We start from the raw sequence: 22,411 nt of genomic DNA, 5'->3' as shown, positions 1-22,411 counted from the left end.
TCAAACTTTATCGGTATTTGTATTGGTATTGGTCGGTATGGCGAAGGAGAACGTCGCTCCTTCTCCAGGCGCCGACCGCGCCCAAACGCGGCCCCCATGGCGCTCCACGATACGCCGTACATTCGCCAGGCCGATGCCCGTACCCTGGAAGTCCTCCATGCGGTGCAGCCGCTGGAAAACACCAAACAGCTTGTGCGCGTAATCCATGTTGAAGCCGACGCCATTGTCGGCGACGTGAAACACGGTTTCCCCGGGTAGCTGCTCGCTGGTGATGCGTATGACGGCCGGATCGCTCTGCGCGGTGAACTTGACGGCGTTTGAAAGTAGATTGTACAACGCCAGCTGCAGGAACGACGGATCGGCGACGATGACCGGCAGTGGCGACACCTGCCAATCGATGCGCCGCGCAGGCGTATCCGGGGCCAGTTTGTCGATGCAGCCGCGTACCAGATCGTCCATGCGCACGCGCACCGGCCGCAAGGCGGCGCGGCCCATTTGCGAAAAACTGAGCAGGTCGTCCACCAGCTTGCCCGCCAGCCGCGCCGATTCCTTGATGTTGACCAGGAAGCGCTGGCGCCGTTCCGGATTGTCGCTGCCGGCGGTCTCCATCAGCAGGTCGGAGAAACCGACGATGTGGCGCAGCGGCGCGCGCAGGTCGTGCGACACCGAATACGAAAACGCCTCCAGCTCCTTGTTGGCCCGGCCCAGCTCCTCGGCCAGGTCGGCCATCTGCTCGGCGCGTTCGAGCGCGATCCCCAGCAGCGCGGTGCGGAATTCCAGCGCCAGCTCCAGTTCCCCCTCGTGCCACGGCGCGGAAGTGCCGTGCACCTCGTCGCGCCAGCTGGCGAAGCTGGTGCGCGGCGACAGCATGCCGGGGGACTTCTCCATTTTTTCCGGGCGGCCGGCCCAGTCGATCGAGTACACCACCTCGGGACGGAACCACAGCAGGTAGTGCTGGTGGATGCGCGAGATCTGCATCGCCATCAAACCGCTGGCGGAGGCGGTGTAGGCCTCCGCTGCCGGATAAACGGTGCCGAGCCGGTCGCTGTGGAACAGGTCGTCGTGCACGTTGGCGCTGAGCCAGTCCACCAGGCTGCGGATCTGGTCGTCGTCCGGCGTGTGGCCGTAGCTGATCAACCGGTCGTCGACCACGATGGCGACGCCGCCGGCACGCGCGAAGCGCAGCAGCTCGGGCAGCACGCTGCGCAGGTTTTCGATGAAGTCCGCGCCCTGCGTCAACCCGCCCAGCAGGTTGACCATCACGCGCCGCACCTCCAGCCGGAACTGCAGCTGGTCGGCGTCGGCCCGGTTGCGGATGCGCAGCGCCAGGATTTGTCCCAACTGCTCGCACACGCTGCGCTGGTGGAAACTGAGGTGGCGCGCCTCCGAATGGTGGCAGGAAATCAGCCCCCACAGCTTGTCCTTGACGATCAGCGACACCGACATCGACGCCATCGTGCCCATGTTGCGCATGTATTGCAGGTGGATCGGCGAAACGCTGCGCAACGACGCGAACGAGAGGTCGTTGGGTTTGCCGGTCAGCGGATTTTCGTCGGGCACCAGCCGGGAGGGCTGGTAGTCGGCGTCCTGGATCAGGCGGATGCGGTTGGCGAGATACAGCTCGCGCGCCTGGCGCGGAATGTCGCTGGCGGGGAAACGCTGGCCGACGTAGCCGTCGTAGCCTTCGCCGATACATTCGGCCAGCACGTTGCCGTGGCCTTCCTCGTCGAAGCTGTAGACCAGCACCCGCCCAAAACCGGTGAGCGCGCGGATCTCGGTGGCGGCCAACTGGCACAATTCGACGATGGTGTCGGCGTCGGTGATCTTGTTGAGGAAATCGCCCACCAATGGATAGAGCTGCTGGATGCCGGCGTCGATGGTGCCGCGCGCGCGCTCGAATTCGAGCACCAGCAAGTTGTCGTAGGCGTGGGCCAGCACGTCGAACGGTTCGCCTTCCATGCCTACGGTGGCGATATAGGCGGGACGCTCGCGCAACTGGCCGCCGCGCAGGCTGTGCTCAAGCGCCTGCGCGCTGCGGGCGCCGATGACGTCCGTGAGCGGGCGGCCGAGCGCCTTTTCGGGCGCGATGCCGGTGAAATCGGCGAGATTGTCGCTGACCTGCAGCACCTCGAGTTGTGGCGAGAGCGCCAGCAAAAAGCCATGCGGCTGAATGCTGCCGGGCGTGCGTATAGGCTCGCTGTCACATGTCGCTAATTCGGTGTCGATGCTGGCCTGTGGCATGATGGCTGCGGGCGAACCCGGTGTTAACAAAGCCACATCATATCAACTTTTCGGCGGCCCCGACGCACGATGCGCCCCAATAACGGGTCAACGGCGCAGTCAACTCCAAGGGCGAGGCCCAAGTCCCGTCAACCGAGTTGCAGCTCCCAGTAGCCCATGTCGATCCAGCGGTCGAACTTGCGGCCCACCTGCTTGAAGTGGGCGACTTTTTCGAAGCCCAGGCGCTCGTGCAAGGCCACGCTGGCCGGATTGGGCTGCGCGATGCCACCGATGGCCATGTGGATTTCGCGCGCGCGCAGTTCCTCCAGCAGGGTTGTGTACAGCGCCGAGCCGATGCCCTTGCCGCCCTGCCCCGGCGCGACGTACACGCTGGTCTCCGCCGAATAGCGGTAGGCGCTGCGCACGCGCAATTTGGTCGCATACGCATAACCGAGCACGGTGCCCTCGGATTCGTACACCAGCCAGGGCAAGGTTGCCATCACGTCGCGGATGCGGCCGGCCATTTCGTCCGGCGTGACAGGGCGCTCTTCAAAACTGATCACCGTGGTGGCGACGTAGTGGTTGTAGATCTCGACGATGGCGCTGGCATCGTCCGGTGTGGCGGGTCTGATCATCGGTAAGTCGACAGGCGTTGGCGGATGGCTCAACGATATCGGTTTTCCGCGGGCGGCGCAATCCGCGCGCCAGCTGCGGATCAAAAATCGCGGTTGGCGGGGTAGTCCGAATAGAAGTCGTTGTCCCACCTGAAATGGGTGGTTGAGATGGTGATGGTGACATCGAGCGCCTCGACGAAATGCCACCAGCCGACCGGCAGGAACAGGATCTCTCCCGGCGCCAGCACGCAGTCGATCACCGGCACGTTCGCCATCATGGGAAAGCGCTGGAGATCGATGGCGCGCCCGTCGACCGGCGTAAAGCAGTGCCGCTGGTTATACAGATGGGGAATATCGCACGGCGCGATCAAGCGCACGCGCTTGCGGCCAGCGATTTGGATCATGAAATTGTTGGTCAGGTCGTGGTGAAACGGCGTGAGCGTGCCGGCCGGCCCGAACCAGAAAAAGCCGCGCCGCTCGTCGTTCAGATACTCGGCCAGCGGCGGCAGGTCGGCCATCAGCTCCCGCAGCGCCTCGCGGTTTCTCTCGTCGTTATTGGCGGTCATGTAGAAATCGTTGCTGCGGCCACTGGCGCGCACCAGTTCCACGTATTCGCCAAAAGGCATGCGGCGTTTGTGCGCCTGGCTGTTCAATTCGTAATTCGGATCGGCGTCGCGGCCGAACTGCACCTCCACCTCGCGCTCGCCCAGATGCCCGCTCAAATAATCGAACGTCCATTTGGTGCAGGCGACGCAGTCGTCCAGCATGCCGGTGATGATCACCGGCCGGTTGCTGCGGTAGTGCTCTTCGAGGAAGGCATCGCCGGACAGGCGCGCGCGGCGCGGCACCCCGGTCGGCGCCAGACGGTTCAATCGCGACTGGATGCCCAGCACCCAGTCGCGCTTCGCCAGCCGATTGTGCAAGCGCGACGCACCCTTGACGTAAGGGCTGCGCAGCGCAGCGTCGACCTCCGCCAGCGCCTCGTGCTCGCTGACGCCGGACTGGATCAGAATACCGACCAGGCCTTCCGGCCGGCCGCCCAGCATCAGGTTCTCGGCGATCCAGGTGCGCCATGCGTCGTTGACAGCTACGGGTGCAACGGTTGCATGGCGCGTCATCGCTTATCTTCCTATCCAGACGGCGTTGGTGAGGGCGCCGTTGGCGTCGCCGTCCAACTCCCAGGAGAAGGCGCCGCGCAGGTTTTGATCGCGCACGTACTGCATCTTGGTCGCGATTACGGTGGGGTCGTCGTAGCTCCACCACTCACCGCTGCCGGTGTAGAGGTACAGCTGCTTTGTCACCGGATGATACCAGCGCGACCCGGTTTTGTTAATCAACACCTTGTAGTCGTCGATCCCCGCCTCGTAGGCGCCGGCCGCCGCGCCGCCGGTGCTTTGATACAGGCCGTTGCCGTTCGGTCCAGCCGCCACGCCTTTCCATCCGCGTCCGTAGAACGGCACGCCGAGCAGGATCTTATTGCGCGGCATGCCTGCCGCCACCAGCGCGGTGATCGAATCGTGGCTGTTGTACTTGGCCAGATTGCCGGTCGATGGATCGGCCGGATCGTGGTACAGCGGCGCGTGGAAGTTGGTGGTCGATTCCCATCCGCCGTGGAAGTCATAGGTCATCAGGTTGACCCAGTCCATGTACTGGCCGTACAGCGCCGGTTCGGTCTGGGCGATTTTCTCGCCGCCCGCGCCGATGGCCGCCGTCAGCGCATAGCGCTTGCCGTCGATGGCGCCCTGCGCGTCGAGCTGCGCGCGGAATTCGGCCATCAGCAAGGTGAAGTTGCGCTTGTCGTTGACCGTGTCGACGGTGTTGTAGGTCTGGCCGCCACCGCCCGGGTATTCCCAGTCGATGTCGATACCATCGAACACACCTTTGGCCGCGCCCGCGCCGCCGCGTCCATCCTGGACCGGCAGGTCGCCTGCGATGAACATCTTCACGCAGGACTTGGCCAGCTGCTTGCGCAGCGCGTCGGTCTTGGCGGCCGCCGAGAAGTTCTTCGACCAGCTCCAGCCGCCCAGCGAAATGAAGATCTTCAGGTTCGGGTGCGCGGCCTTGAGCAGCTTCAGTTGCAGGAAGTTGCCGCTCAACGGCGCATCCCACGGCACGGCCTGACCGTTGACGGTGCGCGCCGGCGAGCGCTGATAATCGGCGTAGGCATCGCCGCCGGTGCCGGCGTCCGGCGAACCGGGATTCGATCCGCCGGTTTCGGCCTTGGTCACCATGTCGCATTCATAGCCGCCGTTCTTGGCATAGGTATTGGCGAAGGCGTAGTTGATGAACGTGAGCTGGTCGGCGACGCTGGTCTGCACACCGTTGACCGGCGTTTTGGTGGTGTGGATGTCGGCCACTTCGTAACTGCGGCCGTAGACGCCCCATTGCGCGAAGTAGGAGCCGATTTCACGGCCGCCAGGGACTGGCGTGGGCGTGGGCGTTGGAGTAGGTGTTGGGGTGGGCGTCGGGGTTGGTGTTGGAGTGGGTGTCGGGGTGGGCGTCGGCGTTGGAGTGGGCGTCGGTGTCGGCGTGGTGGTTTGCAAAGCCCAAGGTCCCCACTGCTCCGTGCCTGGGACGTTATTCTGCGTCCACCACTTGGCCTTGTAGACGGCGCCGTTGTAGATCACGCACATATCGACCGTGTAAATCGCCGTGGACGACCAGGCCGGACAACTATCGGCGGCCGCCGCAGCGGTTTGCACCGCCGCCAGCAACTTGTTCGATGTATCGGAAGCGGGGGTGTCGCTTCCCCCGCCGCACGCCGCCAGCATGCCGGCGATCAGGCCCATCACGGCCGCATTCCCCTTCACTGCATGTTCCATCATCTCTCCTTCGGGTGGGTGATCTATGCTTTTCTTGTTTTTTCAGGATGGAACCGAAAGAATTGGTAGTCAAGTGGTTTTAATAATTGCATCCACTCTAATACCAATTGCGCAAGGAAAACAGTCTCCGGAGAAATGAACCATAGCAGTCACGACACAGATAGTAAGCGCCCACTAACGACGTCGACGAGATGCCTTATCTGGGCATGAAACTGGCAAAAGAGTACCTGCGGATAAACGCTTTGTTTATCGGCGAGTACCAATTGGGCGGGATAAAAAAGTGGTACTAAAGCGGGTGTGAATATAACCGGATTAATTCGCGACTTGCATCACGGCGCGCGCAATACCGTCGTGGATTTCCAGAACCCGTGGCGAGTGTTTACCGAAACTCATTTTGTAGCAAACCTGGCCATCTTTCCAGGCCGTCGGCAATACCATCAGCAATTGAAAAGCGCTCGGGTCTTCGTCCTTGCATGGAAAGATCGTCGGCGTACCGGCAAGCACGATGGCCTGCATGGGCTGTTCGCCGTCGATTTCGACGTGATGGCCGCGCACCGAGATCGCCTTGCTGGCGCCGGAAAAATCATCCAGCTGAACGTGGCCGACGACGCTATCGTTGCGCCCGTCGACGACAAGATTCAACCGCAAGGTCGGACCGCCATCGACGGGGCTGTTGACTTCATAAACGGCGGTAAATAGTTGACTCATGATGTACTCTCCGGTGGACGCAATGCATGGATGCACTGTAGCGACCAACCGGGAATACCACCTTCCGTATACCTTCCGATTCCCAAGTAGCTGTTTTTAAAGTAGTTTTACCAATCAAAAAACAACTACAGGCAGTATCAGCGCTTCGGCAGCCGCCAGTCCGGACGGACGTAGTGGCAGGTGTAGCCGTTGGGAATACGCTCCAGGTAATCCTGGTGCTCGGGTTCCGCCTCCCAGAATGGACCTGCCGGCGCCAGCTCGGTCACCACTTTGCCAGGCCACAAGCCGGACGCGTTCACATCGGCGATGGTGTCCTCGGCCGTCGCTTTTTGTTGGTCGTCGACATAGAAAATAGCCGAACGATAACTCATACCCACATCGTTGCCCTGGCGATTAGCGGTGCTCGGATCGTGAATCTGGAAAAAGAATTCCAGGATTTTTCGGTAGCTGATCACCGATGGATCGAAATGAATCTCGATCGCCTCGGCATGCGTGCCGTGATTGCGATACGTTGCATTGGGCACGTCGCCGCCGCTATAACCGACGCGCGTGGTTTCGACGCCCGGCATTTTACGGATCAAATCCTGCATGCCCCAAAAACAACCGCCGGCCAGAATGGCTTTCTCAATCGTCATCATCATTCCTTTTCGATATTGGATCTGAACTCAAGTGGTGACGACTATGCAATTATTCAAGAAATAGAGCCGCATATACGCACAGAAATGTTAAATACCTTGCCTTCAGATACTGGTTTAGCCCTATAATCTGGTTCAGGAAAGCAATTCTCTTCCTCCCCGCCGTGCCCAGATTCAACGCACGCGCAACCAAACCCGGCCTGGCCCCAGCCGAAAGACGCAACGCTCCAGTTGCCCACTTTTTCGATCGATATCATGGACCAGTCCACTTCCACCAAACGCATACTCATTATCGACGACAACAGCCAGGCGGCCGACGTCGCGGCAGAGTTGCTCGACCTGTACGGCTACCACACCGCCGTCGCCTACAGCGGCGCCGAGGGATTGCAGAGCGCAAAGGATTTCGCGCCCGACGTCATCCTGCTAGACCTGGGCATGCCGGTCATGGACGGCTTCCAGGTCGCCGCCGCCTTGCGCGCGCAGCCGGAATTCAGCAACCTCGCGCTGGTCGCCTTCACCGCCTGGGGCGACAAGGGCACGCGCCAGCGCACGCACGATGCCGGCTTCGACCAGCACATCACCAAACCGGCCGGCATGGAAGAAATCCTGCGCGCCATCGGCACCGCGTGCGACATGCGCGCCAGCTTCGCCCGCAAGAGCGCGTAACGGCCGCCGCAGGCATGTGCCGGCGTGCGGTGGGTGCGCGCAAGGCCATTGCTTTTGTGATACTGTCTTCTTAACGACAGGAGGCCATATGATGATAGAACGACGTTCCCGACCCGACCGCGCCAAGGCCATCGCCGTGCACGCCGGCATCGCCATGCTTGAGACCGACGGCCGTGAAGCCGCCGCCATATTCCTGGAGGACGCCGGCGTCCCGCTCCCGGTCATCGCCCGCGTGCTCAACGAGCCCGACAAGCGCCGCGCCGCCGACAATCTATAACGAAGACCGACGGCCGACGAGCCAATCTAAACCACGTAGGGCGGATTAGCGAAGCGTAATCCGCCATGCATGCGCCGCCAGCGGCCCACCGATCACACGATTACTTATCACCCACCAATTGCACCGCATCGATGACCTTATAGTCATGCTGCAGGTTGTTCGCGTAAGTCACCTTCACCGCCTTGGCCTTGTACGCGGTCTTGCTGAAAGTCTTCACGAACCAAGTACGGTTGCCGCGATCGTCTTTCTTCACATCGCTCACGCCTTCCCACACGGTATTCCACTTGCCGTCGGTGTCCTGCAACTCCACCTTGTTAACCGCCTCCACGCCCTGCCCGCTCGGCAGCACGAAGCGCACCTCGGTCGCGTTGACCGGCGTCGCGAACGTGGTCTCCAGCCAATCGAAACCCTGATCGATATGGTTATTGGTCCACGTATTGCCATCGCTCGGACCGACCGCGTTCTTGGCCAGATTCGAATCGGACGGCGTCTTGCCGTCCTGGTCGCCGAAGACCGAGCTGGCCTTGGCTTCCGTCGCCCACTGCGCGCGCGGATCGTTGATGTATTTATCCTCCATCACGCCGTAGGCCAGCAGCGCCTGCTTCTTGGCTGCCTCGCGCTGTTCGTCGGTCTGCTCGGCCGCCGGAACCTTGCCTGCGTCGGCGGGGTCGGGCGCGGTGACAGGCACGGGCGCGGCGACAACCGGCGCCTCCTCGACCTTCTCATGCTTTTTGCAAGCCGCGAGTGCTGCGGCCACGATCATGGCGCCTATGATGGCATTGCGTTTCATCCGGTATTCTCCCTAGTGAAGTAAGTTATCAAAATGATCTTACATTATTTAGGCGCTTGGGAGCGCACTTAACGCTAGAGGTTTGGCAGCACGGAAGCATCAAATCGAGGCTGTGGTGGGTAGGTCCAGCTACTTAACGCGATACAGCGCACACAGCTTGTTCCCGTCCGGATCGCGAACATAAGCCAGATGCATCGCCCCCAAGCTGCCGTCACGCAGGCCCGGCGGCTCCTCGCACGACTTGCCGCCATGCGCGACGGCCACGTCGTGAAATTCCCGCACCTGCTCAGGAGAGTTGCATTTGAAACCAATCGTGCCGCCATTCGCGCAACTCGCCTGCTCGCCATTGATCGGCTGGGTAATGACGAAGGTATTTCCATCGTGTCGATAAAAAAGCCGCTCATGGCCGGTAGCTGCGGTATTGCGGAACGGCTCACCCGCGCCCAGGACGCCAAGCACGGCGTCGTAAAACCGTTTGGAACGTTCGATATCATTCGAACCGATCATCACATGACTGAACATTTTCTAGGCCTTTAGTCTATTGAAGTCGAGTGGCGATGCGCCGCAGCTAGTGTAACGCCATCGATTCGGCGAAATCAATCGCGGCGCGTGTATGCTCTCGCCATGGACTCTTTGATCGCCGCCTCCGCGCGAGCCCTTGCCACCGGCGACGCCCTCGGCGCCCCTCAAGTTCGCCAGCGTCACTCCGTCCATCAGGCCACCCGGGTTGCTGATCTTCAGCTTTTCGTCGTCCATCCGCACATGCACCGCGCTCATGCGGTCATAGATGGCGACCACGCCGCGCATTTCGTGCATTCCATACCAGGTCAGCGAGCGGTGGCCGCCACGTGCATCCAATGCAGGTTGCCGTCCACGCGCATGCCCGATTCATCGGCGCAGAGCACCGGCGCGTGATGCAGTCCCCGTGCGACACCGTCTCTGTTACCTCAAGAGGAAACGCGCTGTCGTGCCGCTGACCGCAGCAGCACGCCACAGTGTAGGTGCGGTGTTCGATCACATCGAAGGCACCGGCAGGCACATCGATTACCTGTCGGCGTTCCAGTACTTGCGCCTGGCCCAGCGGCAAGGCGCCGGGCCAGCGACTGTATTGCTCTGGCAATGGCCATAACGGTGACTATCGCCTACTGGCCGCTGCCAGTGCCTCAGGACACTGTTGTACAAAAATCCGTACCATGTTGACCAGATGTACAGATATGCGTACAATGTTTTCTAAGCGGTGAGAAATGAGTAACCAGCGAAATCGCCGTCTTATTTATCGTTAGCATTATCTTTAGTGCCACCTTCCCAGCAAGAAGCTGGAGGACACCTACAATTCCCCCTTAGGGGAGCGACAAACTAGGGAGGCCGTCGCTGGTCGCGAACCCCGGTCGAGAAAGGCAAAGATCAAATGAACATCTTAACTTTTAGCGAGGCACGCGCCGGGCTCAAAGCTGTGATGGACGACGTTTGCACCGACCACAGCCCTACCATCATCACCCGTCAAAGCGGTGATGCCGTGGTGATGCTGTCGCTGGCCGATTTCAATAGCATCGAGGAAACGCTGTATCTTCTCGGTTCACCGAAAAACGCCAACCGGCTGCTGGAGTCTATAGAGCAGCTGAAAGCTGGCACGGCCCGAAAACGGGAGCTGATCCGGCATGAAAAACAAGAAGGCAAGCAACAAAGAACAAGCTAAACAGTCCGCAGTATCATTTACGGACAATGGATGGGAAGACTATCAGCATTGGCAGAAAACCGATCCGCTGTTGGCCGAGAAGGTCAATCAACTGATTGATGCCTGCAAATCTGATCCCTTCAAAGGCATCGGCAAGCCGGAGCCACTTAAGGGCACTTTGACGGGACTTTGGTCTCGGCGGATTGATCGTGAGCACCGTCTGGTGTACACGATGCTGGAAGGCACGCTTCACATCGTCGCCTGTCGCTTCCACTACAGTTAAGCACAATGGCGCAGCGTAAAACCTGCGCCATTTTTCTGTCCCGGCGCAATGGCACGACCGGGTTTGGCAGGCTGGTCCAGGTCGCCTGCCATATAGCCCCCGGTGTCAGAATGGTTGTCGCTCCGATAGGTTTGGTAAACTCCCGTTATACGGCGCAGCTGGCGCAGGATCTCCAGCGCCTGCGTGGACAGCGGCACCATGTGCTCCGTGCGCATTTTAATCTTGGCGGCAGGGATGCGCCACGCGGCGCCATCGAGGTCGAATTCGCGCCACTCTGCGGCGCGCAATGGCGGTGCTGCGGCTGGCGTCCATCTTCGCCAGCCACACGAGCGCCAGTGCGAGAGGTGTTCTGCGCGACCGACAGGTACAGCGCGCGGCCGTCGCTGTATTTGTCGCCACTGGGCTTGCCGGAATGCTTGAGTTTCCGGATAAAAAGGTCGGTGAGTGTCATGGCGCAATGCCATTCCGAGTGCGGCGCCGATTGAGGGACCAACATTTTTCGTGAGGGACAAGCGCCAATTTGTCCCTCACCGGTTCTGGATTTCATGCTACACCTCGCTAAACCACGAGACAACAAAAAACCCGCGCTCCCTATGAGAGAGGCGGGTTTCGAGACTTCTTGACACTTTTTACTGCTGAGTTCTGGTGCCGCTTGCCGGAATCGAACTGGCGACCTTTTCATTACGAATGAACTGCTCTACCAACTGAGCTAAAGCGGCGAAGTCGCACATTCTAACAAATATTTCTTACTGCACGCTAGCCCTAAAACCAATAAATTTTAGCCACGCTGCAAAAATGTCATTGCTTTGTGCGTCAAACAGGCTAGAAACCGCCCAATCAGCCCTGATGGTAGCCCGTCACCACCGCCACCTCGTCGCGCGATCCCAGGAACACCGGCACGCGCTGGTGCAGCTTGTGCGGCTGGATCTCCATGATGCGCTGGGTGCCGTCGGTGGCCGAGCCGCCCGCCTGCTCGACGATGAAGGCCATCGGATTCGCCTCGTACATCAAACGCAGCTTGCCCGGCATCGACGTGTCGCGCGTATCGGCCGGGTACATGAAGATGCCGCCGCGGTTCAGGATGCGGTGCACGTCGGCGACCATCGAGGCCACCCAGCGCATGTTGAAGTTGGTGCCGCGCGGGCCGTTCTCACCTTCCAGCAGCTCGTCGACGTAACGCTTGACCGGCGCGTGCCAGTGGCGCGCGTTCGACATGTTGATGGCGAATTCCTTGGTCTTGGCCGGGATCTTCATATCGCGCTGTGTCAGCACCCACGAACCCATTTCGCGGTCCAGCGTGAAGCAGTTGACGCCATTGCCGGTGGTGAGCACCAGCATGGTCTGAGGGCCGTACACGGCGTAGCCGGCGGCGACCTGCTTGGTGCCTGCCTGCATGAACGCTTCCTCGGTCGGTTCGCCCATGCCTTCCGGCGCCTTCAGCACCGAGAAGATGGTGCCGATCGAGACGTTGACGTCGATGTTCGACGAGCCGTCCAGCGGATCGAACGTCAGCATGTACTCGCCCTTCGGATAGCGGTTCGGGATCGGGTGGATGGTTTCCATCTCTTCCGACGCCATCGCCGCCAGGTGGCCGCCCCATTCATTCGCTTCGAGCAGGATCTCGTTGGAGATGATGTCGAGTTTTTTCTGCACTTCGCCCTGGACGTTTTCGGTGTCGGCGGTGCCGAGCACTTCGCCCAGCGCGCCCTTGCCCACGGCGTGGCTGATGGTCTTGCACGCGCGCGCGACCACTTCGATCAGCAGACGCAGTTCGGCCGGGATCGTGTTGTTCTGGCGCTGTTCTTCGACCAGGTATTGAGTGAGGCTGATGCGTTTCATGGTTTCCCTTGTGGTGAAATATAAATCGTTTAAATCGTTATTGGTTCGCGAGTGCCTTGGTCACCACTTCAAGCACGTCGTTCGAGAGCTTGGCGCGGGCCGCGACCTTTTCCAGCGCGCGCTTCATCTTGGCCTGAAGCGCCGGGGCGTATCGGCGCCAGCGGTCCATGCCGCGTGCCAGCCGCGCGGCGACCTGCGGATTGATGGCATCGAGCTTGATCACGTGCTCGGCCCAGAATTCGTAGGCGCTGCCGTCGGCGGCGTGGAACTGCGACGGATTGCCGCTGGTGAAGTTGAAGATCAAGCTGCGCGCGCGGTTCGGGTTCTTCAACGTGAAGGCCGGGTGCTGCATCAACTTGCGCACGCCGGCGAGGTTGGTGGTCGGCGCCGACGCCTGCATGGCGAACCATTTGTCGATGACCAGCGCTTCGTTTTCGAAGTCTTCGTAGAAGTTCTTCAGATACGGGCCGGCTTCGGCGCCGCTGTGGATCATCGCCACCAGCGCGGCGGAGCGGTCGGTCATGTTGCCGGCCTTTTCGAACTGCTGCTGCGCGAGCTTGAGCTCCGCCATGTCCGGCGCCACCATCAGGTACGACAGGCACAGGTTCTTCAACGCCCGCTTGCCGGCCGACAAGGCGTCCGGGCTGTATTCGCCCGGCGTCTGATTGGCGTGGTACTGCGACAGCAGCTCGGTCTTGAGCGCGGCACCGATGGTACGGCGCATGAACTGGCGCGCGGTGTGGATCGCTTGCGGGTCGACCACGTCCATCTGCTCGGCGATGATGGTTTCCGACGGCAGGATCAAGGCCAGCTCGCGGAAGGCCGGGTCGAGCGTGTCGTCGGTCAGCAAGGTGCGCTGGGCGGTGATGAAGGTGGCGTCCAGTTTCAGGCCGGCGTCGCTGCCGCCGGCGGCCGCCACTTGCGCGGTCAGCTTGAGCAGGCGCGCCATGGCCAGCCGCTGGCCCGCTTCCCAGCGGTTGACCGGGTCGCTGTCATGGCTGAACAGGTGGAGCAGTTCGGCGTCGGTGTAGTCGTATTCCAGCACCACCGGCGCCGAGAAGTCGCGCAGGATCGACGGCGTCGGACGTTCGTCGACATTGCGGAAGCGGAAAATCTGCTCTTGTTCGGTCAACTCCAGGACTACCGTGGTGGCGCCCTTGGCGTGCTTGCCGCCTTCCAGGGTTAAAGGCAGGTCCTTGCCGCTTGCCGACAGCAGGCCGACCGCCACCGGAATGTGGAACGGCAGCTTGTCCGGCTGGCCCGCCGATGCGGTGCTGCGCTGGCTGAGGATGATGTCGAAGTTGCGCTTGACGGCGTCGTAGCGCGTGCGCGCGGTGACCACCGGCGTGCCGGCCTGGCTGTACCAGCGCTCGAACTGGCGCAGATCGCGGCCGCTCGAATCGGCCATGGCGGCGCGGAAGTCGTCGCAGGTCACCGCCTGCCCGTCGTGACGTTCGAAGTACAGGTCCATGCCCTTGCGGAAGCCTTCGCGGCCCAACAGGGTTTGATACATGCGCACCACTTCGGCGCCCTTTTCGTACACGGTCACCGTGTAGAAGTTGTTGATCTCGACGAAGGAGTCGGGACGCACCGGGTGCGCCATCGGGCCGGCGTCCTCGGGGAACTGCGCCTGGCGCAGGGTGCGCACCTGGTCGATGCGGGTGACGGCGCGGCCGCTGTCGGTGCCGATCATGTCGGCGCTGAACTCCTGGTCGCGGAACACCGTCAGGCCTTCCTTCAGCGACAGCTGGAACCAGTCGCGGCACGTGACGCGGTTGCCGGTCCAGTTGTGGAAGTACTCATGGCCCACCACCGCCTCGATGCCGGCGTAATCGACGTCGGTCGCCACGCGCGGATTGGCCAGCACGAACTTGGTGTTGAAGATGTTGAGGCCCTTGTTCTCCATCGCGCCCATGTTGAAGTCGCCGACGGCGACGATCATGAAGCGGTCCAGGTCCAGCTCCAGGCCGAAGCGCTCCTCGTCCCAGCGGATCGAGTTTTTCAGCGACTGCATGGCGTAGTCGGTCTTGTCGAGGTTGCCGTCCTCCACCCACACCTGGAGCAGCACCTCGCGTCCGGAGTTGAGCGTGTACTTCTCCTCCTGGCACACCAGGCGCGCGGCGACCAGCGCGAACAGGTAGGACGGCTTTTTGAACGGGTCTTCCCATTTGGCGTAGTGGCGCCCGTCGTCGAGGTCGCCCTCTTCGATCAGGTTGCCGTTCGACAGCAGCACCGGGTAGGCGGCCTTGTCGGCGCGCAGCATGACGGTGTACTTGGCCATCACGTCCGGACGGTCGGGGAAATAGGTGATGCGGCGGAAGCCTTCGGCCTCGCATTGCGTGAAGAAGTTGCCGTTCGATACGTACAACCCGGACAACGTGGTGTTTTGCACCGGCGCGCACAACGTTTCAATCTCCAGCACCACATCTGCCGGGGCCTTCCGGATCGTCAAGGTCGAGCCGTCGAGCTTGTATTCGGTCGGCGCCAGCGCTTTACCGTTCATGCGCAGCTGCACCAGTTCGATCTCCTCGCCGTGCAACACGATGTCCTGACTCTGGCTCGCCGGGTTGTGCCGCATCGTGATGCGGTTGGCCACCACGGTGCGGTCGGGATCGAGATCGAAGCCCAGTTCAACCGTATCGACCAGGAACGCTGGAGGGGTGTAATCTTTGCGATATATCGTCGTGGGGCTGCTATCTGTGCGCATGGGGGCTCTGGGTGGACGTAGGCAAAAGCCTATTTTACCAATACCAGCGCCTGCGGACGTGTGAATTGCCTGCGACGGACATGGCCGGGGCCAGGTTGGCGCAATAAGTTGCCATGAATAAGTTGCTTGTTTCCACGCCGCCGTAACAATCTGTAATAATCGTGCACGGTCCCGGCGCGCGTCGTAAACTTAGTACTGGAAAATACCGTCTTACCTGAGAGGGCACCACCATGAAATATCTCGCCATCCTGGCGACTGCCGCCGTCATGCTGTTGAGCGGCTGCGCCACCACCATCCGCAGCAATGTCACCGCCTTCAACGATTGGCCGGCCGACCTGCCGGACAAAACCTATGCCTTCGAAGCGCCGCAGGGGGCCGACGACACGCTGGAATACCGCAGCTACCAAGTTCTCGTGAGCAATGAGTTGGGCAAGCTGGGCTTCCGCCAAGCCGCCGAGGGCCAGCAGCCAAAATTACTGGTGGGCATGAAATACGTGACCATCGACCATCCGGTGCGCGTGCTGGAAGCGGATGATCCGTTCATGGGATCGTACTGGGGGCCGGGCTACGGCCGTTACGGCTGGGGTTATTCGCGCTGGGGCTACGGCTATCGCCCGTATTTTTATGATCCGTTCCGTTTCCACACGATGCGCGTGGAAGAGCGCATCAAGCACCAGTACCAGCGCCAGCTGCGCGTGACCATCAACACCACGACCGGCCGCAAGCTGTATGACGTGACGGTGCAAAATACCAGCCTGATCCAGGCCACGCCGTATGTGATGCCGGCCTTGGTGCAAAGCGCGTTCACCGGCTTCCCCGGCCAGAGCGGCGTACCGCGCCGGGTCGACCTCAAGATCGATCCAAGCACCCAGACGGTGGAAGCGCCGGCGGCGGTGGCCGGGCAGGCCGCGCCGGCCCGCTGACACCGGCGCCAGCGGGCCCGGTGATTGCAACCGGGTTTCAACTTTGCTCCACAACCAAAAAGCCCCTGTGTGCCGAAGCACCCAGGGGCTTTTTTCAATTGCGACCTAAATTACTTGGTGGCGATTTTGGCGGCTTCTTTCAGGTCGCCGACTTTCTCTTGTACTTTACCTTCGGCTTGGTTAGCCAGGCCTTTGGCTTCTTGCTCTGGCGAGTCGATCAGATCGCCGACTTCTTCCTGAATCTTGCCGCCGATGTTTTTCAGCTTACCTTCGATTTGGTCTTTGTTCATGATGTTGCTCCTGTTTGGTGCAAACCGGAATGGCTTGGCTTGAGAGACAGAATAGCCAAGCTGAGCTAACTCATCTGTACGCTTGCGTACTTAACTTGCATCCTCGATTTTTTTTGCTCAACGAGACGCGAACCGTCGAGTTCGCTGATGTACACTGCGGACGTGCCACTAGCCCAGACCCCGCGAGACCGCACAACTTTTTACCGCGAAATCCGTCCCGGGTCTTTGGAGCTTTATGGAAACACACGATCACACCGCATTGATAGCGGCGAGCGCCGACGCGCTGCGCCAGCAGGCCCACCTGTCGATCTTCGAAAACAGCCCCGACTGCGTCAAGATACTCGGTATCGATGGCAGCCTGATGGCGATGAACGTCAACGGGCAATGCGTGATGGAGATCGACGATTTTGGCGCCGTGTGCGGCGCCATGTGGCCCAGCCTGTGGCCCGAGGCGGCGCGCGAACACGTTGACCTGGCGATGGCCACGGCCCGTGCAGGCAGTATCGGTCAGTTCCAGGCGCTCTGCCCCACCGCCAAAGGCACGCTCAAATGGTGGGACGTGGTCGTCAGCCCGCTGCTCGGCAGCGACGGCTCGCTGCAAGGCCTGCTGTCGATCTCGCGCGACATCACCAGGCAACGCGACGCGGACGAGCGCGAACGCAAGCTCGCCACCAAACTGCGCTTCGCGCTGGAAGTGGCGCGCTACGGCGAGTGGGACCTGGACGTACGCTCGGGCTGCATCAGCTTCAACGCCGCCTTCGAGCAATGCTTCGGCCTCGACGACGGCACCACCGGCTGGCGCCTCGAGCACCTGCTCTCGCGCGTGCACGCGGCCGACCGCAAAAGCGTCTCCACCGCCGTGCAATCGACGCAAACCGGCGCCGCCGGCCTGGACCTGGAGTTCCGCGTCGTCTGGCCCGACACCAGCATCCACTGGGTGCACATGCGCGGCAGCCGCTATCTGCAACCGGGCTACGACAACCACCTGACCGGCCTCATCTCCGACGTCACCGGCCGCGCGCTCGACGCCGAGGCGCTGCGCGACGCCTACCGCAAGCAACACGAATCGGTCTCGGTGCTGGAGCGCCGCATCAACCAGCAGGCCGCCGACCGCGACCGCATGTGGCGCCTGTCCACCGACCTGATGCTGGTGGCCAACTTCAACGCCGAGATCATCTCCATCAATCCGGCCTGGACCGCGATCCTGGGCTACGACGCGCCCGCCATCGTCGGCCGCAACTTCATGACCCTGGTGCATACGGACGACCAGGCGGCCACCTCGAGCGAAGTGGGCCGGCTGGCCAGCGGACTGACCACGCTGCGCTTTGAAAACCGCTACCGCCACGCGGACGGTTCGTGGCGCGACATTTCCTGGACGGCGGTGCCGGACATCGACCTGATCCACGCGGTCGGGCGCGACATCACCGACGAAAAACGCGCCGCCGTAGCGCTGCGGGAAACCGAATCGGCGCTGTTGCAGGCGGAGAAGCTCGAATCGATCGGCAAGCTGACCGGCGGCGTCGCCCACGACTTCAACAACGTGCTGCAGATCATCTCGGGCAATTTGCAGCTGTTGCAACTGTCGGCCGGCGCCGACCAGGCCACCATGAAGCGGCTGACGACGGCCACGACCGCGGTCGAACGCGGCGCGCGGCTGGCCTCGCAGTTGCTGTCGTTCGCGCGCCGCCATCCGCTCAAACCGGTGGTGGCCGACCTGCGCGAGCTGCTGGGCGCGATGGACGACCTGCTGCAACGGGCGATCGGCGAATCTGTCGCCGTCGAACTGGCGGTCGACAACAACCTGTGGCACACGTTGATCGACCCCAACCAATTGGAAAACGTGCTGCTCAACCTGGCGATCAACGCCCGCGACGCCATGGATGGCCAGGGCAAGCTGACGATCGAGCTGCGCAACACCGAGCTGGATGCCGCCTACTGCGCCGGCCATCCGGAGGTGTGCGCCGGCCAGTACGTCATGCTGGCCGTCTCCGACACCGGCTGCGGCATCCCGTCCGATCTGTCCGACAAGATTTTCGAACCCTTCTTCACCACCAAGCGCGAGGGCGAAGGCACCGGCCTGGGGCTGAGCATGGCCTACGGCTTCATCAAGCAAAGCGGGGGCCACATCAAGGTGTACAGCGAAGTCGGCCACGGCACCACGTTCAAGTTGTATCTGCCGCGTTCGATGGCGGAGCTCGATAGCTTGCCGGCCGCGCTCAACGGTCCTGTGGTTGGCGGCAACGAAACCGTGCTGGTGGTCGAGGACGACCTGCAAGTGCAGGAAACGGTGGTGGAAATCCTCAAGGGCCTCGGCTACACCGTGCTCAAGGCGAGCGACGGCCAAAGCGCGTTATCGATCATCGACAGCGGCTTGCCGATCGATCTGCTGTTCACCGATGTGGTCATGCCGGGCGAGCTGCGCAGTCCGGACCTGGCGCGCAAGGCCAAGGCCATCCTGCCGGGGCTGGAGATCCTGTTCACCTCCGGGTACACGCAAAACGCCATCGTGCATGGCGGCCGGCTCGACGCCGGGGTCGAGTTGCTGAGCAAGCCTTACCGGCGCGAGGATTTGGCGCGCAAGATCAGGTTCATGTTCGCCAACCGCCAGCACGTCGAAGCGCTGCACAGGGAAAGGTCGAGCATGAAGGCGGCGCCGGCACAACCGGGCGGCGGCCGCCGCCGCAGTATTTTGCTGGTCGAGGACAACGAGGACGCGCGCATGCTGACGGCCGAGTTGCTGGAGTCGCTGGGGCACCTGGTCGACGCGGTGGGCTCGGCCGAGGAAGCCCTGCAGCGCATGGCGCGCGGGGATATCGAGGTGCTGCTGACCGACATCAGCCTGCCGCGAATGTCCGGCATCGACCTGGCGGCGCAGGCGCGCGCCGGGCAGCCCGGGCTTGATATCGTGTTCGTCAGCGGGCATGACAAGGACAATGCCGGATTGTCGGACGCGTCGGCCAAGTTTTTGCTGAAGCCGTTTAATTTCGCGCAGCTGGAAAACGCGCTGGGCTGAAGTTCAACGCGCTTTAAACGCCGGAATGCCGCTTCAAATACATCGGCATCAGCCACCACGCGACGGCGATCAACGCCGCCATGATGCCGGCCGTGGCCATGCCGACGGTGGACCCGAACACCTCCGAGATCACCAGGTCGGTGCCCAGCACCAGCGCGATCGCCAGCGCGAACGAGCCGGCCACGATCTGCTTGGTTGCCACCCGCTTGAAGCGCGCCCGGTCTTTCAACGGCCGCATCAAGCGGTGCTGGATCGCCGGCGCGCTCAGCAGCACCAGACTCGTCAATGCCAGGAAAAACGTCGCCAGGAACAGCAGCTTTTCCGTATGGTCGATATGCGCGAAACCGGCGTTGAACGGCAGGATGATCAGGAAGGCCGACAACATCTGCGCGCCCGGCAGCAGGATGCGCATTTCACTGAGCATGTCGGAGAAGTCGCCGTCGTCCTCCTCTTCCTCGTCGCGCAGCTGCTTGCCCCTGACCTTGTCCTCCTCGAAAATGCTGCCGCTCATGGCAGTATGATCGTCGAGCCGGTGGTCTTGCGCGCTTCGAGATCGATGTGCGCCTGGGCGACGTCGGCGAGGTTATAACGCTGGCGCACGTCGATCTTGACCGCGCCGCTGTTGACGACGCCGAACAGCGACTTGGCCGCCGCCTCCAGGTCCTCGCGCGTGGCCATGTAGGCGCCCAGCGAAGGCCGCGTGACAAACAGCGAGCCACGGTTGGCCAGTTCGCTCAGCGCGAACGGCGGCACCGGTCCGGACGCGTTGCCGAAGCTGACCATGGTGCCGAGCGGCGCCAGGCAGTCCAGCGATCCGATGAAGGTGTCCTTGCCGATCGAATCGTACACCGCGCACACGCCCTTGCCGCCGGTGATCTCGCGTACCCGCTCGGTGAAGTTCTCGCGGTTGTAGTTGATCACGTGGTCGGCGCCGTTCTCGGTCGCCAACGCCGCCTTCTCGTCCGAACCGACGGTGCCGATCAAGGTCACGCCCAGCACCTTGGCCCACTGGCAGGCGATCAGGCCGACACCGCCGGCGGCGGCGTGGAACAGGACCGTGTCGCCCGCCTTCAGGTGCACGGTGCGGTGCAGCAGATACTGCACCGTCAAGCCTTGCAGCATCATGGCGGCGGCGGTGTCGAAGCCGATTTTCTCCGGCAGCACCAGCAGTTGCGACGCCGGCATGTTGCGCGCCTCGGCGTAGGCGCCATTCGGCCGCCCGGCATAGGCCACGCGGTCGCCGACCTTCACTTCGGTCACGCCCTCGCCCACCGCCTCGACGGTGCCGGCGCCTTCCATGCCCAGCCCGCCCGGCAGCGGCTGCGGATACAGGCCGGTGCGGAAATACACGTCAATGAAATTGAGGCCGATGGCGCTGTGGCGCACTTGCGCCTCGCCGGGGCCGGGTGGCGGCAGGTCCACGTCCACCAGTTCCATCACTTCCGGACCGCCCACGCGGTTGATACGAATTGCCTTGGTCATGATTGCCTCCGTTACTCAAGAGCCGCAGTGTAACGCGCCTCAGGCGGCCGTAGCGCGCAACTGCAGCTGCGACAGCACCAGGTGCGCCGACGACACGTTCGTCGCGCACGGCGTGTTGTGCACGTCGCACGCCCGCACCAGCGCGTTGATGTCCGGCTCGTGCGGCTGCGGCGTCATCGGATCGCGCAGGAAGATCACGCAATCGATCTCGCCCTGCACCAGCATCGACCCAATCTGCAAATCCCCGCCGAACGGCCCGGAATGCTTGCGGTCCACCTCCAGCCCCAGCTCGCTGATCAAACGCCCGCCCGTGGTGCCGGTGGCAACCAGGTCGCAGGTCGACAGGAAAGCGCGGTATTGGCCCGCCAGCAGGATCATGTCGTCTTTTTTCTTGTCGTGGGCAATCAGGGCGATGCGGGTTTTCATAACGTTATCCATGTATATGGTTTATCCAGTTTTATTTTTTACTCTTGGACAGCAGATAAATCCCGGCGATCACCAGCGCGGTGCCGGCCAGTTGCCAGGACGTGACGGGTTCGCCCAACAGCAGCGCCCCCAGAAACAAGGTTGACACGGGACCGATCATGCCCGCCTGCGAGGCGGCGCCGGCGCCGATGCGCTCGACGGCGGCCATCGTCATAAACACCGGCATCACCGTGCACAGGATGCCGTTGACCAGCGACAGGCCGTACACGCCCATCGGCTGCGCCAGCGCCGACACCGGCCGCAGGATGAAAAACTGGGCGATGCAGGCCACGCTCGACACGCACATCGCGTACGACACCAACCGCAGCGCCCCGAGCCGCTTGACCATCTCCCCCGACAGCAGCAGGTAGACGGCGTAGGCGGCGGCCGATCCCGTCACCAGCGTCGCGCCCAGCGCCACGTTGGCGCCGCCGTTGCCCAGGTCGTGCAGGAACACGAACACGATGCCGCAATAGGAGGTCAGCAGCGCCAGCCACTGCTTGCCGCTGATGTGCTGCTTGAGCAGGGTGGAGCTGATCAGCAGCACGAAGGTCGGCGTCAGGAACAAAATCAGCCGTTCCAGGCCGACCGTGATGTACTGCAGCCCGAGGAAATCGAGGAAACTGGATAAATAGTAGCCGACCAGCCCCAGGCCGATCAGGCGCCAGCGGTCCGCCTTCGACAGCGCCGGCCCGGTGCGCATCTTCCAGACGGCGACGGCGGCAAACACCGGCAGCGAAAAGATCATCCGGAACGCCAGCACGGTGACGGCGTCGAGGTCATAACGGTAGAGCAGCTTGGCGACGATGGCCTTGGTCGAGAACAGCACCGCGCCGCCGATGGCGATTCCCAGGCCGCCCAGATAGGCCGAACGGGCCGGGCTCACATTCGTTATGCTTTTGTCCATCCCTCGATTGTAAGGCCAAACGGCCCCGGCCGCAGAGGGCGGCGGTTTCGGCGCCCTGCCTTATGTTAAAATACCGCCCTCACCGCATAGCAACG

Annotated in this window: 22 protein-coding genes, 1 tRNA gene and 2 pseudogenes; 6 read left to right on the top strand and 19 right to left on the bottom strand. The window is 62.2% G+C overall.

Annotation, left to right across the window (positions count from 1 at the left end; translation table 11 throughout):
* The 7 genes and pseudogenes from NHH73_06975 to msrA all read right to left on the bottom strand — a co-directional run bounded on the left by NHH73_06975 (window position 1) and on the right by msrA (window position 7,005).
* Window positions 1-2,241 carry an ATP-binding protein gene (locus NHH73_06975; protein ID USX28016.1) on the bottom strand — a complete coding sequence of 747 codons (2,241 nt, stop codon included), beginning with the start codon at window positions 2,239-2,241 and terminating at the stop codon, window positions 1-3.
* 128 nt (window positions 2,242-2,369) lie between these two features.
* Window positions 2,370-2,855, bottom strand: coding sequence for a GNAT family N-acetyltransferase (locus NHH73_06970; protein USX28015.1), 486 nt, complete (start codon window positions 2,853-2,855; stop codon window positions 2,370-2,372).
* Between the two features lie 80 nt (window positions 2,856-2,935).
* Window positions 2,936-3,952, bottom strand: coding sequence for a cupin-like domain-containing protein (locus NHH73_06965; protein ID USX28014.1), 1,017 nt, complete (start codon window positions 3,950-3,952; stop codon window positions 2,936-2,938).
* 3 nt (window positions 3,953-3,955) lie between these two features.
* Window positions 3,956-5,191, bottom strand: a complete 1,236-nt coding sequence (locus tag NHH73_06960; protein ID USX29576.1) for a glycoside hydrolase family 18 protein — start codon at window positions 5,189-5,191, stop codon at window positions 3,956-3,958.
* 213 nt (window positions 5,192-5,404) lie between these two features.
* Window positions 5,405-5,509, bottom strand: a pseudogene (locus tag NHH73_06955) (carbohydrate-binding protein).
* A 459-nt stretch (window positions 5,510-5,968) separates the two neighbouring features.
* Window positions 5,969-6,364 carry a DUF1842 domain-containing protein gene (locus NHH73_06950; GenBank protein ID USX28013.1) on the bottom strand — a complete coding sequence of 132 codons (396 nt, stop codon included), beginning with the start codon at window positions 6,362-6,364 and terminating at the stop codon, window positions 5,969-5,971.
* 137 nt (window positions 6,365-6,501) lie between these two features.
* Window positions 6,502-7,005, bottom strand: coding sequence for a peptide-methionine (S)-S-oxide reductase MsrA (gene msrA / locus NHH73_06945; GenBank protein ID USX28012.1), 504 nt, complete (start codon window positions 7,003-7,005; stop codon window positions 6,502-6,504).
* Between the two features lie 249 nt (window positions 7,006-7,254).
* On the opposite strand from msrA, the gene NHH73_06940 reads away from it, so the two are divergent.
* Window positions 7,255-7,665, top strand: coding sequence for a response regulator (locus NHH73_06940; GenBank protein ID USX28011.1), 411 nt, complete (start codon window positions 7,255-7,257; stop codon window positions 7,663-7,665).
* An 88-nt stretch (window positions 7,666-7,753) separates the two neighbouring features.
* Window positions 7,754-7,942: a hypothetical protein gene (locus NHH73_06935; protein ID USX28010.1), complete on the top strand. Its 189-nt coding sequence runs from the start codon at window positions 7,754-7,756 to the stop codon at window positions 7,940-7,942.
* A gap of 100 nt (window positions 7,943-8,042) precedes the next feature.
* Here NHH73_06935 and NHH73_06930 read toward each other — a convergent pair whose 3' ends face one another.
* The 3 genes from NHH73_06930 to NHH73_06920 form a co-directional block, all read right to left on the bottom strand.
* Window positions 8,043-8,732: a hypothetical protein gene (locus NHH73_06930; GenBank protein USX28009.1), complete on the bottom strand. Its 690-nt coding sequence runs from the start codon at window positions 8,730-8,732 to the stop codon at window positions 8,043-8,045.
* A gap of 129 nt (window positions 8,733-8,861) precedes the next feature.
* Window positions 8,862-9,254 (bottom strand): VOC family protein, encoded by a 393-nt coding sequence (locus NHH73_06925; protein USX28008.1) that lies wholly within the window; start codon window positions 9,252-9,254, stop codon window positions 8,862-8,864.
* Window positions 9,255-9,257: 3 nt separating this feature from the next.
* Window positions 9,258-9,590 (bottom strand): hypothetical protein, encoded by a 333-nt coding sequence (locus NHH73_06920; GenBank protein ID USX28007.1) that lies wholly within the window; start codon window positions 9,588-9,590, stop codon window positions 9,258-9,260.
* 550 nt (window positions 9,591-10,140) lie between these two features.
* Between NHH73_06920 and NHH73_06915 the strand changes: the two genes are divergently transcribed.
* Both NHH73_06915 and NHH73_06910 read left to right on the top strand, forming a co-directional pair.
* Window positions 10,141-10,428 carry a type II toxin-antitoxin system prevent-host-death family antitoxin gene (locus NHH73_06915; protein ID USX28006.1) on the top strand — a complete coding sequence of 96 codons (288 nt, stop codon included), beginning with the start codon at window positions 10,141-10,143 and terminating at the stop codon, window positions 10,426-10,428.
* Window positions 10,391-10,690, top strand: coding sequence for a Txe/YoeB family addiction module toxin (locus NHH73_06910; protein USX28005.1), 300 nt, complete (start codon window positions 10,391-10,393; stop codon window positions 10,688-10,690). Before NHH73_06915 ends, NHH73_06910 begins: the two co-directional genes overlap by 38 nt.
* 140 nt (window positions 10,691-10,830) lie before the next feature.
* Here the strand turns inward: NHH73_06910 and NHH73_06905 are convergent.
* From NHH73_06905 to pepN, 4 genes and pseudogenes are all read right to left on the bottom strand, one after another.
* Window positions 10,831-10,977, bottom strand: a pseudogene (locus NHH73_06905) (integrase).
* A 356-nt stretch (window positions 10,978-11,333) separates the two neighbouring features.
* A tRNA-Thr gene (locus NHH73_06900) sits at window positions 11,334-11,409 on the bottom strand.
* Between the two features lie 118 nt (window positions 11,410-11,527).
* Window positions 11,528-12,529, bottom strand: a complete 1,002-nt coding sequence (locus NHH73_06895) for a class 1 fructose-bisphosphatase (protein ID USX28004.1) — start codon at window positions 12,527-12,529, stop codon at window positions 11,528-11,530.
* 37 nt (window positions 12,530-12,566) lie between these two features.
* Entirely contained in the window at window positions 12,567-15,236 is a 2,670-nt protein-coding gene (gene pepN / locus NHH73_06890) for an aminopeptidase N (GenBank protein ID USX28003.1), read from the bottom strand.
* Window positions 15,237-15,466: 230 nt separating this feature from the next.
* On the opposite strand from pepN, the gene NHH73_06885 reads away from it, so the two are divergent.
* Window positions 15,467-16,159 (top strand): DUF4136 domain-containing protein, encoded by a 693-nt coding sequence (locus tag NHH73_06885; protein USX28002.1) that lies wholly within the window; start codon window positions 15,467-15,469, stop codon window positions 16,157-16,159.
* A gap of 110 nt (window positions 16,160-16,269) precedes the next feature.
* On the opposite strand, the gene NHH73_06880 is transcribed toward NHH73_06885, so the two are convergent.
* Complete coding sequence (locus NHH73_06880) at window positions 16,270-16,449, bottom strand: CsbD family protein (GenBank protein ID USX28001.1); 180 nt, start codon at window positions 16,447-16,449, stop codon at window positions 16,270-16,272.
* A gap of 235 nt (window positions 16,450-16,684) precedes the next feature.
* On the opposite strand from NHH73_06880, the gene NHH73_06875 reads away from it, so the two are divergent.
* A complete protein-coding gene (locus tag NHH73_06875; GenBank protein ID USX28000.1) occupies window positions 16,685-19,462 on the top strand; it encodes a response regulator in 2,778 nt (925 codons plus the stop codon).
* A 13-nt stretch (window positions 19,463-19,475) separates the two neighbouring features.
* Here the strand turns inward: NHH73_06875 and NHH73_06870 are convergent, their stop codons facing one another.
* Genes NHH73_06870 through NHH73_06855 form a run of 4 tightly spaced genes read right to left on the bottom strand, consistent with a single transcriptional unit; the run spans window position 19,476 to window position 22,316 of the window.
* A complete protein-coding gene (locus tag NHH73_06870) occupies window positions 19,476-19,973 on the bottom strand; it encodes a DUF6328 family protein (protein USX27999.1) in 498 nt (165 codons plus the stop codon).
* Window positions 19,970-20,944: a quinone oxidoreductase gene (locus tag NHH73_06865; GenBank protein USX27998.1), complete on the bottom strand. Its 975-nt coding sequence runs from the start codon at window positions 20,942-20,944 to the stop codon at window positions 19,970-19,972. Before NHH73_06865 ends, NHH73_06870 begins: the two co-directional genes overlap by 4 nt.
* 39 nt (window positions 20,945-20,983) lie before the next feature.
* The gene (locus tag NHH73_06860) at window positions 20,984-21,370 is read right to left on the bottom strand and encodes a methylglyoxal synthase (GenBank protein USX27997.1); all 387 of its coding nucleotides are present in this window, start codon (window positions 21,368-21,370) and stop codon (window positions 20,984-20,986) included.
* A 31-nt stretch (window positions 21,371-21,401) separates the two neighbouring features.
* Window positions 21,402-22,316: a DMT family transporter gene (locus NHH73_06855; protein ID USX27996.1), complete on the bottom strand. Its 915-nt coding sequence runs from the start codon at window positions 22,314-22,316 to the stop codon at window positions 21,402-21,404.
* Window positions 22,317-22,411 lie beyond the last annotated feature (95 nt).

The organism is Oxalobacteraceae bacterium OTU3CINTB1, assembly GCA_024123955.1.
Lineage (GTDB): Bacteria > Pseudomonadota > Gammaproteobacteria > Burkholderiales > Burkholderiaceae_D > Rugamonas.
Note: the sequence above shows the minus strand (reverse complement) of the source record. Positions and strands in the feature narration are given on the sequence as shown.

Coding starts and splice junctions, on each gene's coding strand:
- NHH73_06975 (USX28016.1), bottom strand. CDS start 2,241: ATGCCACAGGCCAGCATCGACACCGAATTAGCGACATGTGACAGCGAG.
- NHH73_06970 (USX28015.1), bottom strand. CDS start 2,855: ATGATCAGACCCGCCACACCGGACGATGCCAGCGCCATCGTCGAGATC.
- NHH73_06965 (USX28014.1), bottom strand. CDS start 3,952: ATGACGCGCCATGCAACCGTTGCACCCGTAGCTGTCAACGACGCATGG.
- NHH73_06950 (USX28013.1), bottom strand. CDS start 6,364: ATGAGTCAACTATTTACCGCCGTTTATGAAGTCAACAGCCCCGTCGAT.
- msrA (USX28012.1), bottom strand. CDS start 7,005: ATGATGATGACGATTGAGAAAGCCATTCTGGCCGGCGGTTGTTTTTGG.
- NHH73_06940 (USX28011.1), top strand. CDS start 7,255: ATGGACCAGTCCACTTCCACCAAACGCATACTCATTATCGACGACAAC.
- NHH73_06935 (USX28010.1), top strand. CDS start 7,754: ATGATGATAGAACGACGTTCCCGACCCGACCGCGCCAAGGCCATCGCC.
- NHH73_06930 (USX28009.1), bottom strand. CDS start 8,732: ATGAAACGCAATGCCATCATAGGCGCCATGATCGTGGCCGCAGCACTC.
- NHH73_06925 (USX28008.1), bottom strand. CDS start 9,254: ATGTTCAGTCATGTGATGATCGGTTCGAATGATATCGAACGTTCCAAA.
- NHH73_06915 (USX28006.1), top strand. CDS start 10,141: ATGAACATCTTAACTTTTAGCGAGGCACGCGCCGGGCTCAAAGCTGTG.
- NHH73_06910 (USX28005.1), top strand. CDS start 10,391: ATGAAAAACAAGAAGGCAAGCAACAAAGAACAAGCTAAACAGTCCGCA.
- NHH73_06895 (USX28004.1), bottom strand. CDS start 12,529: ATGAAACGCATCAGCCTCACTCAATACCTGGTCGAAGAACAGCGCCAG.
- pepN (USX28003.1), bottom strand. CDS start 15,236: ATGCGCACAGATAGCAGCCCCACGACGATATATCGCAAAGATTACACC.
- NHH73_06885 (USX28002.1), top strand. CDS start 15,467: ATGAAATATCTCGCCATCCTGGCGACTGCCGCCGTCATGCTGTTGAGC.
- NHH73_06880 (USX28001.1), bottom strand. CDS start 16,449: ATGAACAAAGACCAAATCGAAGGTAAGCTGAAAAACATCGGCGGCAAG.
- NHH73_06875 (USX28000.1), top strand. CDS start 16,685: ATGGAAACACACGATCACACCGCATTGATAGCGGCGAGCGCCGACGCG.
- NHH73_06870 (USX27999.1), bottom strand. CDS start 19,973: ATGAGCGGCAGCATTTTCGAGGAGGACAAGGTCAGGGGCAAGCAGCTG.
- NHH73_06865 (USX27998.1), bottom strand. CDS start 20,944: ATGACCAAGGCAATTCGTATCAACCGCGTGGGCGGTCCGGAAGTGATG.
- NHH73_06860 (USX27997.1), bottom strand. CDS start 21,370: ATGAAAACCCGCATCGCCCTGATTGCCCACGACAAGAAAAAAGACGAC.
- NHH73_06855 (USX27996.1), bottom strand. CDS start 22,316: ATGGACAAAAGCATAACGAATGTGAGCCCGGCCCGTTCGGCCTATCTG.